At 55.8% G+C, this 12,833-nt stretch carries 12 protein-coding genes; 11 read left to right on the forward strand and 1 reads right to left on the reverse strand.

Going from position 1 to position 12,833, the window contains the following annotated elements:
- The first annotated feature begins 48 nt into the window (after window positions 1-48).
- The 9 genes from hflK (at window position 49) to COA65_06550 (ending at window position 10,325) form a co-directional block, all read left to right on the forward strand.
- Window positions 49-1,155, forward strand: coding sequence for an FtsH protease activity modulator HflK (gene hflK / locus COA65_06510; GenBank protein PCJ59403.1), 1,107 nt, complete (start codon window positions 49-51; stop codon window positions 1,153-1,155).
- A complete protein-coding gene (gene hflC, locus COA65_06515) occupies window positions 1,152-2,033 on the forward strand; it encodes an HflC protein (protein ID PCJ59404.1) in 882 nt (293 codons plus the stop codon). Before hflK ends, hflC begins: the two co-directional genes overlap by 4 nt.
- Before the next feature lie 253 nt (window positions 2,034-2,286).
- Window positions 2,287-3,831 (forward strand): serine protease, encoded by a 1,545-nt coding sequence (locus COA65_06520; protein PCJ59405.1) that lies wholly within the window; start codon window positions 2,287-2,289, stop codon window positions 3,829-3,831.
- Window positions 3,832-3,917: 86 nt separating this feature from the next.
- Window positions 3,918-5,159: a hypothetical protein gene (locus tag COA65_06525; GenBank protein PCJ59406.1), complete on the forward strand. Its 1,242-nt coding sequence runs from the start codon at window positions 3,918-3,920 to the stop codon at window positions 5,157-5,159.
- Between the two features lie 41 nt (window positions 5,160-5,200).
- A complete protein-coding gene (locus tag COA65_06530; protein PCJ59407.1) occupies window positions 5,201-6,133 on the forward strand; it encodes a tRNA (adenosine(37)-N6)-dimethylallyltransferase MiaA in 933 nt (310 codons plus the stop codon).
- A gap of 117 nt (window positions 6,134-6,250) precedes the next feature.
- Window positions 6,251-8,008, forward strand: coding sequence for an acetolactate synthase 3 large subunit (locus COA65_06535; protein PCJ59408.1), 1,758 nt, complete (start codon window positions 6,251-6,253; stop codon window positions 8,006-8,008).
- Window positions 8,009-8,055: 47 nt separating this feature from the next.
- Window positions 8,056-8,559 (forward strand): acetolactate synthase small subunit, encoded by a 504-nt coding sequence (locus COA65_06540; protein PCJ59409.1) that lies wholly within the window; start codon window positions 8,056-8,058, stop codon window positions 8,557-8,559.
- A gap of 12 nt (window positions 8,560-8,571) precedes the next feature.
- Complete coding sequence (locus COA65_06545; protein ID PCJ59410.1) at window positions 8,572-9,591, forward strand: ketol-acid reductoisomerase; 1,020 nt, start codon at window positions 8,572-8,574, stop codon at window positions 9,589-9,591.
- A gap of 149 nt (window positions 9,592-9,740) precedes the next feature.
- On the forward strand, window positions 9,741-10,325 hold the full coding sequence (locus tag COA65_06550; GenBank protein ID PCJ59411.1) for a TetR family transcriptional regulator: 585 nt from the start codon (window positions 9,741-9,743) through the stop codon (window positions 10,323-10,325).
- Between the two features lie 42 nt (window positions 10,326-10,367).
- Here COA65_06550 and COA65_06555 read toward each other — a convergent pair whose 3' ends face one another.
- A complete protein-coding gene (locus COA65_06555) occupies window positions 10,368-10,592 on the reverse strand; it encodes a hypothetical protein (protein PCJ59412.1) in 225 nt (74 codons plus the stop codon).
- A 348-nt stretch (window positions 10,593-10,940) separates the two neighbouring features.
- On the opposite strand from COA65_06555, the gene COA65_06560 reads away from it, so the two are divergent.
- Together COA65_06560 and COA65_06565 are read left to right on the forward strand one after the other, a co-directional pair.
- Window positions 10,941-12,494, forward strand: a complete 1,554-nt coding sequence (locus COA65_06560; GenBank protein ID PCJ59413.1) for a 2-isopropylmalate synthase — start codon at window positions 10,941-10,943, stop codon at window positions 12,492-12,494.
- A gap of 70 nt (window positions 12,495-12,564) precedes the next feature.
- Window positions 12,565-12,833: rod shape-determining protein (locus COA65_06565; GenBank protein PCJ59414.1), on the forward strand; the 269-nt coding region annotated here is incomplete at its 3' end.

A 12,833-nucleotide genomic window follows, 5' to 3' on the forward strand; every position in this document is an offset into this window, starting at 1 on the left:
GGCGGTGCCTTTTAGTGGCGCCTTTTATGAGGGCAAGGAGAGGTTTGCATGTCTTGGTCTAATCAGGGTGGAAATGGCGGTCAGGGTGGTCCTTGGGGGGGGCGTGGGTCCGGTGGTCCACAACCACCGGATATTGAGGATTTGTTGCGCCAGGGTCAGGACCGGTTCCGGAGCATGTTCCCGGGCGGCAGCCGCCGGGGCCTTGTTCTTGCCCTGTTTGTCGTGATCGGTATTTGGCTTGCCAGCGGTTTTTATAGGGTTCTTCCGGACGAACAAGGGGTTGTCCTCCGCTTTGGCGAATGGATTCTGCCGACTAAACCACCCGGCCTTCACTACCACCTGCCTTATCCGGTCGAGCAGGCCATGACGCCGAAGGTTACGCGCGTCAACCGTATTGAAGTGGGGTTTCGCTCGGCGGTCGATTCCAGAAATTCCGGCATATTGCGGGAAGTGTTTGAAGAAAGCCTGATGCTGACAGGAGACGAGAACATCGTCAGCGTCAACTTCACGGTCTTCTGGGTTATCAACGATGCTGGAAAGTTTCTCTTCAACATTCGCAATCCCGTTGAAACGGTGAAAGCCGCCGCCGAAAGCGCCATGCGCGAGATCGTCGGGCAAAAGCCAATTGCGCGTGCCTTTGCTGAAGGACGCCAGCAGATCGAGCAGGAGGCGCATGCGCTTTTGCAGGGGATTCTGGATTCGTATGAATCAGGCATTCACATTACGCAGGTTCAATTGCAGAAAGTCGATCCTCCTGGGGAGGTGATCGACTCCTTCCGCGATGTTCAGCGCGCGCGGGCCGATCTTGAGCGAAAACGCAACGAGGCGGAGACGTACCGGAACGACATCATTCCAAGGGCGCGCGGCGCGGCAGAAGCAAAAGTTCAGGAAGCCGAAGGCTACCGGCAGGAAATCATTGCCCGCGCACAAGGGGATGCAAGCCGTTTCCTTGCAGTTTATGAGGAATATCGGAAGGCGAAAAAAGTCACCGAACAGCGGCTTTATCTGGAAACGATGGAAGAGATTTTTAGCAACGCCGAAAAAGTTATCATCGATTCGGGCGCATCCGGAGGCCAGGGCGTCGTTCCTTATCTTCCGCTTCCCGAGGTGCAGAAGCGAATGAAGGGCAATAGCGGGAAGGGGGCGGCGGAATGAGTAAAATCACTCTTGCCGTGATGGGCGGCATTCTTGTTGCCATCATCGTGGGGCTGAATGCGATCTTTATCGTGCATCAGACACAACAGGCGATCGTCCTGCAGTTTGGTGATCCGAGGCGCGTGATCGCGGAGCCGGGGCTGAAGTTCAAAATCCCCTTCGTTCAGGATGTGATTTATTATGACAACCGGTTGCTGGATTTTCCGCATTCGGCGGAGGAAGTCATCGCCGCTGATCAGAAGCGACTGGTCGTCGATAGTTTTGCCCGTTGGCAGATTGTCGATCCGCTTCGGTTTTATGAAACGGTTGGCAATGAACGTGGTGCGCGTGCCCGGCTAAACTCGTTTATGAGCGCCGGTCTTCGGCGCGTGATCGGTAGTGTGCCATTGGCGGCAGTGCTGACGGAAAAGCGCGCCGATATCCGGAAGAAAATTCGTTCCGAGGTGGATAAGGAAGCAAAGGATTTAGGTGTTCAGGTGTTCGATGTGCGGATCCGCCGTGCGGATTTGCCGGCGGAAAACAGCCAGGCAATTTATGCGCGGATGAAAAGCGAGCGCGACCGCGAAGCAAAAGAATTCCGTGCGCAAGGGGCTGAAATTGCTCAGCGTATCCGCGCCCGTGCCGACCGCGATCGCGTTGTTATTCTTGCCGAATCCAAGAAAAAGGCGCAGATTTTGCGTGGGGAAGGCGATGCCGAATCAATTCGGATTTATGCGGATGCCTTCGGCACGGCCCCGGACTTCTATGCCTTTTATCGTTCGCTTCAGGCCTATCGTACATCCATGCAGGGTGATAACACGACGCTCGTGCTTTCGCCGGATGGTGCCTTCTTCAAGTTTTTTAAAGATATTGGTGGAAGCAAGACGACAGGAAAGTGATGCGGTGCTTCCATAGGTTGGCGCGCCTCTCGCTTTCGTGATCCGCTGTGTGTGTTCTGCCCTTGATTTTTTCAGGCAAAACCTAAATCCTTTAGAAGCTTAACCCGAAGCCATGCGGAATGGTCTTGTAAAGAAGGCTCTTAGGGGTGCCTGCAAGGTCGTTTGTTAAGTTTAATTTTCCGGGGAGGGTATTTGAAGGGATCTTTTTCTTTCAAATGTGAACCGAAGACGTAAACGTAGACAGGAAACCCCTATGACCCAGACAAAACGTCCACTGGTGGCGCAATCCGCGTCAATATCAAAAAAACAATTTTTGCCATTCGCCGCCTGGCCGGCGGTCGTGCTTCTACTTTTGGCCAGTTTTTTTGTTGCGGTTTCTGCCCACGCCAAGCAGGGGCCAAACGGCTTTTCGAAACTCGTAAAAGAGCTGACGCCGATGGTCGTCAATATTTCGACGACTCAGATCATCAAGCGTGACAAAGGCCGGCAACAGGAAATGTCGAAATTTCCTCCTGGCTCTCCCTTTGAGGAATTTTTTCGCGAGTTTATGCCTCGCCAGGGGCAGGGCCAGGGGCAGCGGCAGGGTCAGCCACGTCGCCCGCGCAAGGCAACGTCTTTGGGGTCCGGGTTCATCATCAGCCCGGATGGCTACATCGTGACAAACAACCACGTCATTATGGGTGCCGATGAAGTAACGGTGATCTTGCATAACGACGTTAATTTGAAAGCAAAAATTGTCGGCCGTGATCCGAAAACGGATTTAGCGCTTCTAAAAGTCGAGACGAAGAAGCCACTTCCCGCCGTGCGCTGGGGTGATTCGGATGCGTCCGAGGTTGGCGACTGGATCATCGCTATCGGTAACCCCTTTGGTTTGGGTGGGACGGTGACCACCGGAATTATTTCGGCGCGCGCCCGTGTTATTCAGGCCGGGCCTTACGATGATTTCATTCAAACGGACGCGTCGATCAATCGCGGCAATTCCGGTGGCCCGATGTTCAACATGAAGGGCCAGGTTATTGGCATCAACTCGGTCATCCTTTCGCCATCCGGTGGCAATATTGGCATCGGCTTCGCTATTCCTTCTTCTTTGGCCCAGCCGGTGGTTACGCAGCTGAAGAAATACGGCCATACGCGCCGGGGCTGGCTTGGCATTCATATTCAGGAAGTCACCCCGGAAATTGCGGAAAGCCTTGGTATGGGGCGCGCGCGCGGTGCAATGGTGGCAAGCGTCGTCGAGGGCAGCCCGGCGGAGAAAGCGAAGCTGGAGCCGGGCGACATCATCCTGCGTTTTGGTGATACGGAAATCGGCAAGCCGCGAAAACTTTCCCGCACCGTTGCCGAAACGACCGTCGGTAAAAAAGTCAGCCTCGAAATCTGGCGGAAAGGCAGAAAGAAGAAGGTAAAAATCGAAATTGGTCTTATGGAAGAAGCCAAAACTGCCGAGACAGGGGATGTGCCTTTAGAGGAAGAAAGCACGTCAGAACATGCGACGGTGCTTGGGCTTTCTCTGGCCTCGATCAACGCCGAGACGCGCCGCAAGTTTAATTTGTCGCGTGACGTCAAAGGTGTGGCAATCGTCGGCGTCGATGAAGACAGCGAGGCGATGGAGAAGGGAATCCGGCCGGGGGATATTGTTGTTCTGGTTGGGCAGGATCATGAGAGCGTGAGCACGCCGGCGGATATCGTCGCGAAGGTCGAGAAGGCCGAAAAATCCGGTCAGAAATTCTTTCTTCTGCAAATCGCGCGAGGCGGTGGGCAACTGCTTTTCGTTACGCTTCGAATGGCGAAAGAAGGCTGATCGTTTTATGATTTCCCGGTCGCGAAAGCCATCTGCGACCGGGAGTTTTTTTTGCTCTTGAAAAATAATCCTGGAGACGGTCTGGCATGTCGCTTGTAACACCTTTTTCTGGTCTTCGGCCTGCGCCGGGCCATGCAGCTGACGTGTTAGCGCCGCCCTATGACGTTCTAAGCAGTGAGGAAGCACGGCGGCGCGCCGAGGGGCGACCGTGGAGCTTCCTTCATGTTTCGAAAGCGGAAATCGATCTGCCGCCTGGGACGAGCGTTGCCGCGCCGGAGGTCTATGCGAAGGCGGCGGAAAATTTGAAATCCATGTTGGCAAAAAACATTCTCCGTCGTGATCCGGTGCCTTGTTACTATATTTATCGCCTGCGAATGGGCACCCATGAACAGACCGGAATCGCCCTTGCCGCGTCCGTCGATGCCTATGATGCGGATCGGATTCGCCGCCATGAATTTACCCGGCCCAAGAAGGAAAACGACCGGGTGCGTCAGATCGAGGCATTGGACGCCCAGACGGGGCCGGTTCTGCTGGCGCATCGTCCGTCTTTAGACGTTGCCACTCTGGTTGCGCGCCTGTCCGCAGGAACGCCGGAAGACAACCTTGTCGCCGATGATGGAATCGCACACAGCATTTGGGTGGTGCGCGACGCTGCCGACATTGCGGCGATCACGGAAGCCTTTGAAGCAATGCCAACGCTTTACATTGCCGACGGCCATCACCGTTCGGCCGCGGCCTCACGCGTTGCGGCAGCGAAACGCGCCGACAATCCGGATCATCGCGGTGACGAGCCGTACAACTATTTTCTTGCCGTTGCCTTTCCCTCCGATGCGCTTCAGGTGTTTGATTACAATCGGGTTGTCCGGGATTTGAACGGCCTTGAAGCGTCGGCGTTTCTGGCGCGTGTTCAAGGGGCGTTTTCCGTCGAGGAAAGCGTCAAGGCTGTGGCCCCCGCGCGCCCGGGCGAATACGGCATGTATCTTGATGGGAAATGGTATCGGCTTGTTATTCGGACAGCGCTTGTGCCGGAGGCGGACCCCGTCGCCAGCCTTGATGTCAGCCTGCTTGCCGATCACCTGATTGCGCCTATCCTGGGCATCGAGGATCCTCGTCGTGACGACCGGATCGATTTTGTCGGCGGCATTCGCGGATTGCAGGAACTCTCCCGCCGGGTAGATAGCGGCGAGATGGCCGTTGCCTTTTCGTTGTACCCGACGCGGCTGGACGATCTGATGGCCGTTGCCGATATTGGCAAGGTGATGCCGCCAAAATCCACCTGGTTTGAGCCGAAACTCGCCGATGGGCTGATCTCGCACATGCTATCTTAATTCCGGCAGCGGGTTTTCTTCACCAGGGCGGATAGAATGCCATGACAGAACGCGTTCTCGCTATCTGTGGGCCGACTGCCAGCGGAAAATCCAGGCTTGCCCTTGCTGCTGCCGAAGCCTTCGATGGTATTGTTATCAACGCGGACAGCATGCAGCTTTACCGCGAACTTCGTATTTTGACGGCGCGGCCAAACGAGTCGGAACTTGCCCGTGCGCCGCATCGCCTCTACGGCGTTTTGCCAGCGACGACGCCTGCTTCCGCAGCGATGTGGCGGGAAATGGCGCTGGACGCGATCCGCGCTGCGACTGCGGCGGGAAAACTTCCCATCCTCGTTGGCGGCACCGGGCTTTATCTTCGCGCCCTTGCTTTCGGTCTGGCACCAGTGCCAGAGATCCCGCCCGAGATACGGGCGGATGCGGCGCGTCAGTTTCAGGCCCTTGGTAACGAAGGTTTTCACGCCATGCTTCAAAAGCGTGACCCTGAAATGGCGGCGCGCCTCCATCCTGGCGATCGTCAGCGGCTGCTGCGCGCCTGGGAGGTGGTTGCGGCGACCGGGCGCTCGCTGGCGGACTGGCAGAGGGATGCCAGCGGGGACGTGACCGTTACGCTTGTGCCTATTCTTCTCGCGCCGCCGCGCCCGGCCCTCTATGAGGCCTGCGACCGGCGTTTTCTTCAAATGATCGCAATGGGAGCCCTGGATGAGGTGGCTTCCCTGGCGGGGCTTGATCCGGCGCTGCCCCTTTGCAAGGCCGTCGGCGTGCCTGAATTGCTGCGCCATCTGGGTGGGGAAATTTCCCTTGAAGCGGCCATTTCTCTGGCCCAGCAGGCGACACGGCGCTACGCAAAGCGTCAGCTCACCTGGTTCCGCAACCAGATGGCGGATGGTTTCTGGGTGAATGAGCAATATTCAGAAAGTTTAGAGCAAAAAATCTTTTCATTTATTCGTCAGTTTCGATTGACCATAGCTGGCTGACCGACTAGGTTTGGCCGTTTGCTGGGGGAATTCGGGGGATTCCGGTCTTTTCTCCTATGGCATCTGGGCTGATGGCGACCCGGGATCGCCGATGCGGCTCGAATAAGGACGCAGGAAATGATGCAGGATCGGATGCTGGGAGCGGAAATTGTCCTTAAGGCCCTTGTTGATCAGGGGGTCGAGGTCATTTTTGGCTATCCGGGCGGCGCCGTGTTGCCGATTTACGACGCGCTGTTTCAGCAAAATAAATTGCGGCACATCCTTGTTCGTCACGAACAGGCGGCGGTGCACGCGGCGGAAGGCTACGCGCGTTCGACCGGCAAGGTGGGCGTCGTTCTCGTCACCTCCGGGCCGGGCGCGACGAATGCCGTGACCGGCTTGACGGACGCCCTGATGGATAGCGTGCCGCTTGTCTGCTTGACGGGCCAGGTGGCGACGCATCTCATCGGCAATGACGCTTTTCAGGAAGCGGACACAACGGGAATTACACGGCCGTGCACGAAGCATAATTACCTTGCGCGCGAGGTGGATACGCTTGCGCGCATTGTGCACGAGGCTTTCTATATTGCGCATACGGGTCGGCCGGGTCCGGTCGTCGTCGATTTGCCGAAAGATGTTCTGATGGCCAGCGGCCCCTATCATGGGCCTACAAATGTTGCGCACAAAACCTACAAGCCAAATGTGAAGGGGGATGTGGACGCTATACGCCAGGCGGTCGAACTGATGGGCTCGGCAAAGCGTCCGCTTATTTACTATGGTGGCGGTGTCATTAATTCTGGCCTGGCGGCGTGTCAGTTGCTGACCCAGTTTGTTGAAATGACGGGCTTTCCATGTACCAGCACCTTGATGGGGCTTGGTGGCGTCCCGGCATCGCATCCCAGTTTCCTGGGAATGCTTGGGATGCACGGCACCTTTGAAGCAAATCTGGCGATGCATGATTGCGATGTCATGATCAACATTGGCGCCCGCTTTGACGATCGTGTCACCGGGCGGCTGGATGCATTTTCGCCGGGGTCGAAAAAAATTCACATCGACATCGATCCGTCCTCCATCAACAAAAACGTTGAGGTGGATATTCCGATTATTGGCGATGTCGCCCATGTTCTGGAAGACATGATCAAATTCTGGAAGGCGTCTCAGGCGCGGCCAGATAGGAAAGCGTTGAAGGCGTGGTTTGAAAAAATTGCCACATGGCAGGCGAGGGATTGCCTTCGCTTTACCCAATCCGGTGATCGGATCAAGCCGCAATATGCCATTCAACGGCTTTATGAGTTGACGAAAGACCGCGAGGCTTATGTCTCGACGGAAGTCGGGCAGCATCAAATGTGGGCCGCCCAGTACTACAAGTTTGAATCCCCGCGCCACTGGATGACGTCCGGCGGGCTTGGGACGATGGGCTATGGCCTGCCGGCGGCGATCGGGGCGCAAATCGCCCACCCGGAATCGCTGGTAATCGATATTGCAGGCGAAGCTTCCATCCTGATGAATATTCAGGAAATGTCGACAATCGCCCAGCACCAGTTGCCGGTAAAAGTCTTCATTATCAACAATGAATATATGGGGATGGTTCGCCAATGGCAGGAACTGATGCATGGGGGCCGCTATTCTGAAAGCTATTCGGAGGCCTTGCCGGATTTTGTGAAGCTTGCGGAAGCTTTCGGCGCTTCGGGGTTGCGTGCGACAAAGCCGGAGGAGGTCGACCCGATTATCCGGGAAATGCTTGCCATTGATGGGCCGGTTATCGTTGACGTTCGCGTGGATCCTGAGGAAAATTGTTTTCCGATGATCCCTGCCGGTGCCCCCCATAATGAGATGCTGCTTGGGCCGGAAGACGTGTCGCGCAGGGTTTTGGATGAAGGAAAATCCCTTGTTTAGAGGGGCGTCTGTTGAGGCGGATTGCGTGATCGACCAAGGTTGGAAACGTGGATAAAGTTGCAAAACATACAATCGGCGTGCTTGTCGATAACGAGGCGGGGGCGCTTGCTCGCGTTGTCGGACTTTTTTCCGGTCGCGGCTATAATATTGAAAGCCTCACCGTTGCAGAAATTGATGGGGAGAAGGCGCTTTCCCGGATTACGATTGTTACGTCCGGCACGCCCATGGTAATCGAGCAGATCAAGACACAGCTTAACCGGCTTGTGCCTGTGCATCAGGTGAGCGATCTTACGACCGATGGGCCTTCGGTTGAACGGGAGCTTGCCCTTATCAAAGTTGCAGGCGGCGGCGAACAGCGCGTCGAATCTTTGCGAATTGCGGACATTTTTCGTGCGCGCGTTGTCGATAGCACAAGCCATTCTTTTGTTTTCGAAATGACAGGCTCGACGGACAAACTAAATGCTTTTATCAGTTTAATGCTCCCATTGGGACTTATCGACGTCTCGCGTACCGGCGTCGTTGCGATCTCAAGAGGGTCCAAACCGTTATAGAAGGAATGCTTTATGCGCGTTTATTATGATCGTGATGCTGATGTAAATCTCATCAAGTCAAAGAAGGTGGCCATTGTTGGCTATGGCAGTCAGGGGCATGCTCACGCGAACAATTTAAAAGACAGCGGTGTGAAGAACGTTCGCGTCGCGTTGCGCCCGGATTCAGGCAGCGTTAAAAAGGCGAAGGATGCGGGGCTTGAGGTTGTCACGCCTAGCGAAGCGGCAAAATGGGCGGACGTGCTCATGCTTCTCACGCCGGACGAAATTCAGGCCAGCGTCTACCATGACGAGCTTGTTGAGAACATGCCGGAAGGGGCGGCCCTTGCGTTTGCCCATGGCTTGAACATTCATTTCAATCTGATCGAACCCCGGCCGGATCTGGACGTTTTCATGATTGCGCCGAAGGGGCCTGGTCACACCGTGCGTTCGGAATATCAGCGCGGCGGTGGCGTGCCTTGCCTGGTCGCGGTAGAGCAGGATGCATCCGGCAATGCCCTTGATGTTGCCCTTTCCTACGGTTCTGCAATTGGCGGCGGTCGGGCCGGCATTATCGAAACCAGTTTTCGGGAAGAGTGCGAAACCGATCTCTTTGGCGAACAGGCCGTGCTGTGCGGTGGGTTGACCGCTCTTATCCGGGCGGGTTTTGAAACGCTGACCGAGGCAGGCTATGCGCCGGAGATGGCGTATTTTGAATGCCTTCATGAGGTGAAGCTAATCGTCGATCTCATCTATGAGGGCGGCATCTCAAACATGCATTATTCCATTTCGAACACGGCGGAATATGGCGAATACCGCAGTGGGCCGCGCATTGTGAACGCCGAGGTAAAGGCAGAGATGAAGCGCGTGCTCGACGACATCCAGTCGGGGCGCTTTGCCAGGGACTGGGTGCTGGAAAATAAAGCCAGTCAGGCGAATTTCAAGGCCATGCGCCGCCAGTCAGCGGAGCATCCCATTGAGGCGGTCGGCGAAAAGCTTCGGGCGATGATGCCCTGGATTACCGAGAAAAGCCTCGTCGACAAGGCAAAGAACTAACCAGCCCTTTCTATCCGTCCCATGCGCGGCCATCGGGTCGCGTGCGGGGCGGACGCATTCCTGTACCGAACGGTCCAAAAGTGCCATATTGGGAAACCGATATTGGAAGGTCCTCTGTTGGGGCGCGATGATCGGGACGGGTTGCGTAGATGGTTCGCCCACGGGAATTCGACACAAGCGAAGCGCTGGATCAGGCGCTGCATGCCTTTCGGGAGAAAGGCTATGCGGCGACGTCTCTGCGTGACTTGATCGCGCGGATGGGCATCAGCAAAAGCAGCTTTTACGAGGCCTTTGGCAGCAAGCGCGCGCTCTTCCTTGCGGTTCTGGACCGCCATGGCGAAAGGAACCTGGAGCAGACCAAAGCGCACCTTGATGGGGACGTTTCGCCACGCCAGGCGATTGCGGATTTCTTCGGCATGGCCGTTGACGGGCTGTTGACGCAAGAGGGCCGGCATGGCTGTCTGGCGGTTAATATTGCTATTGAACTTGCCGCCCACGACCCTGAGGTAGCGGCGAGGGTGAATGCGATCTTTGAACGCATGGCATCGGCGCTGCAACAGGTCATCGCCCGCGGCCAGGCGGCTGGCGAAATTCGTGCGGACCGCAGTTCCGGCGTGCTTGCGGGCTATTTGGTGAGCAGCCTTAGCGGCCTGCGCGTTCAGGGCAAGGCAAGGCCGGACCGGGCCGCGCTGAACGATATTGCGCGCATCACATTGGCGGCCCTCGACAGGTAAGCGCCTCATTCTGAACCGATCGGTTCAAAGTGTTTTATACATTCACACACAAGCGACCAAACCCTTCGGGCCAGTTTTTTTCAGGCTTTTCTCCTCAATGTTCTGAACCGATCGGTTCGTATAGCCTGCTCTTTCCGATGGCCTGGTCCAGAAAAAAAGAAGAAAATTGCCCGGATTGTTGCAAAAAGGCTTGCAGAAGCGCACATTCTTCAGGCGTACAAAGAAAGTGTTAACCAATTTTGTTGACAATCCCTCTTGGTTGCTCATCCCAACCGCAAGGGATGTAAGGCAATTTTCTGGTTCGACTCTGGTTCGGCAATGGCTCTGGAACAACAACTTCAGGGTTAACGGGAAGATGGCAGGCATGTTTGCATGTTTCAAAAATGGCGTTGCTTCGGCACCCTTTCGGGTGGTCGTTTCGCACGGGGTCCGCGCTATGGCCGCTTTCCGGGTTGGTTTTTTTCAGATTTTTTCCTCGTCCTCATTCGTTGTGAATTTGGGCGCGAAGATTCTTCGACTTAGGCGCCCTGGGCGTTGTCGGCATATGCCGGCGGACGTTCAGGGGTTTCTTTTTCAGGCCTGATATCAACACGAAGAATCTGAAGGAACATTCCGATGAACAGCCACACAGACAAAGACCGAATTATTATTTTTGATACGACCTTGCGCGACGGCGAACAATCGCCCGGCGCGTCGATGAATCTCGAGGAAAAACTGCGCATTGCGCAAGCGCTGGCCGACCTTGGCGTCGATGTGATTGAAGCGGGGTTTCCAGTCGCCTCGAAGGGCGATTTCGAGGCGGTGCAGCAAATCTCCAGGACGATCGACGGACCGATCATTTGTGGTCTGGCGCGTTCGAGCCGCGAGGACATCGAGCGGGCCGCGGAGGCGCTGAAGCCCGCGAAGCGAAAACGCATTCACACATTTATTTCGACCAGTCCTCTGCACATGAAATACAAGCTGCAAATGGAGCCGGATGCCGTTCATGAAGCGGTGATCGCCAGCGTTTCTCATGCCCGGAATTTTACGGACGATGTTGAATGGTCCTGCGAGGATGGATCGCGGAGCGAACGGGATTTTCTTTACCGCTGCATTGAAAGTGCGATCAAGGCCGGGGCGACGACCATCAATGTCCCCGACACGGTCGGCTATGCGGTGCCAGATGAATTCGCGGATTTAATTGCCTCGATCATGAACCAGGTGCCGAACATCGATAAAGCGGTTCTTTCCGTGCATTGTCACAATGACCTTGGCCTGGCCGTTGCAAATTCGATCGCGGCAATCCAAATGGGTGCACGCCAGGTCGAATGTACGGTAAACGGCCTGGGCGAGCGGGCCGGCAATGCGGCGATGGAAGAGATCGTTATGGCGCTTCATACGCGCGCAGACGTGCTTGGCTATACGACGGGAATCAAAACGGAAAACATCACGAAAACCTCACGGCTTGTCTCGACGATCACCGGTTTTACAATTCAGCCGAACAAGGCCATCGTTGGGGCGAATGCGTTTGCCCATGAATCCGGTATTCACCAGGACGGCATGCTGAAACATGCCGGTACTTACGAGATCATGACACCGGAATCGGTCGGCTTGACCAAGTCGACACTGGTCATGGGCAAGCATTCCGGTCGTCACGCTTTTCGAGTGAAACTGAAAGGTTTCGGTTACGAGCTTGGCGACAATGCCATCGAAGACGCCTTCCGGCGGTTTAAAGACCTCGCCGACAAGAAGAAGGATATCTACGACGAGGACATTATCGCGCTTGTTGACGATGCGCTGATGCAGGTGAACAACCGGATCAAATTTGTAAGTTTGCGAGTCGTGTGTGGCTCGACAGGCCCACAGACGGCAGCGCTTGAGCTGGAAATCGATGGGCAGACGCACAAGACGACGGCAACCGGGGATGGGCCGGTCGATGCGACCTTTAACGCCATTCGTGAGCTGTTTCCCCATGACGCGCAGTTGCAGCTTTATCAGGTGCACGCGGTAACCAGGGGAACGGACGCGCAAGCTGAAGTCACGGTGCGGCTGGAAGAGAATGGCAAGACAGTGAACGGTCAGGGGGCAAACACGGATACGCTGGTAGCTTCCGCGCGCGCCTATATTAATGCGTTGAATAAGTTGCTCGTCAAACGGGAGAAGACAGCCCCGGCGGCTCTTACAGCTTAGGCGACGCATCACAGAAATGTTGCGGGGAACGCCATTGTTCGTCGTATGACAGAAATTAGGGTGAGGTAAAATGTTTTCCAAACTACTCGGCATGATATCGGCGGACATGGCCATCGATCTGGGTACGGCAAATACGTTGGTCTATGTACAGGGCCAGGGCATCGTGTTGAATGAGCCCTCTGTCGTGGCGATCGCTACCGTGAAAGGCCGCAGGCGAGTTCTTGCCGTTGGCGACGAAGCGAAAATGATGTTGGGGCGTACGCCTGGAAACATCGAGGCAACGCGCCCGCTGCGCGATGGGGTGATTGCCGATTTCGACGTTGCCGAGGAAATGATCAA

The organism is Rhodospirillaceae bacterium, from assembly GCA_002746255.1.
GTDB lineage: Bacteria > Pseudomonadota > Alphaproteobacteria.

Bases quoted from the DNA above. Each gene is read 5' to 3' on its own strand.
- COA65_06520 (PCJ59405.1), top strand. From the start codon at position 2,287: ATGACCCAGACAAAACGTCCACTGGTGGCGCAATCCGCGTCAATATCA.
- COA65_06525 (PCJ59406.1), top strand. From the start codon at position 3,918: ATGTCGCTTGTAACACCTTTTTCTGGTCTTCGGCCTGCGCCGGGCCAT.
- COA65_06545 (PCJ59410.1), top strand. From the start codon at position 8,572: ATGCGCGTTTATTATGATCGTGATGCTGATGTAAATCTCATCAAGTCA.
- COA65_06530 (PCJ59407.1), top strand. From the start codon at position 5,201: ATGACAGAACGCGTTCTCGCTATCTGTGGGCCGACTGCCAGCGGAAAA.
- COA65_06550 (PCJ59411.1), top strand. From the start codon at position 9,741: ATGGTTCGCCCACGGGAATTCGACACAAGCGAAGCGCTGGATCAGGCG.
- COA65_06555 (PCJ59412.1), bottom strand. From the start codon at position 10,592: ATGAGCAACCAAGAGGGATTGTCAACAAAATTGGTTAACACTTTCTTT.
- hflC (PCJ59404.1), top strand. From the start codon at position 1,152: ATGAGTAAAATCACTCTTGCCGTGATGGGCGGCATTCTTGTTGCCATC.
- COA65_06535 (PCJ59408.1), top strand. From the start codon at position 6,251: ATGATGCAGGATCGGATGCTGGGAGCGGAAATTGTCCTTAAGGCCCTT.
- COA65_06560 (PCJ59413.1), top strand. From the start codon at position 10,941: ATGAACAGCCACACAGACAAAGACCGAATTATTATTTTTGATACGACC.
- hflK (PCJ59403.1), top strand. From the start codon at position 49: ATGTCTTGGTCTAATCAGGGTGGAAATGGCGGTCAGGGTGGTCCTTGG.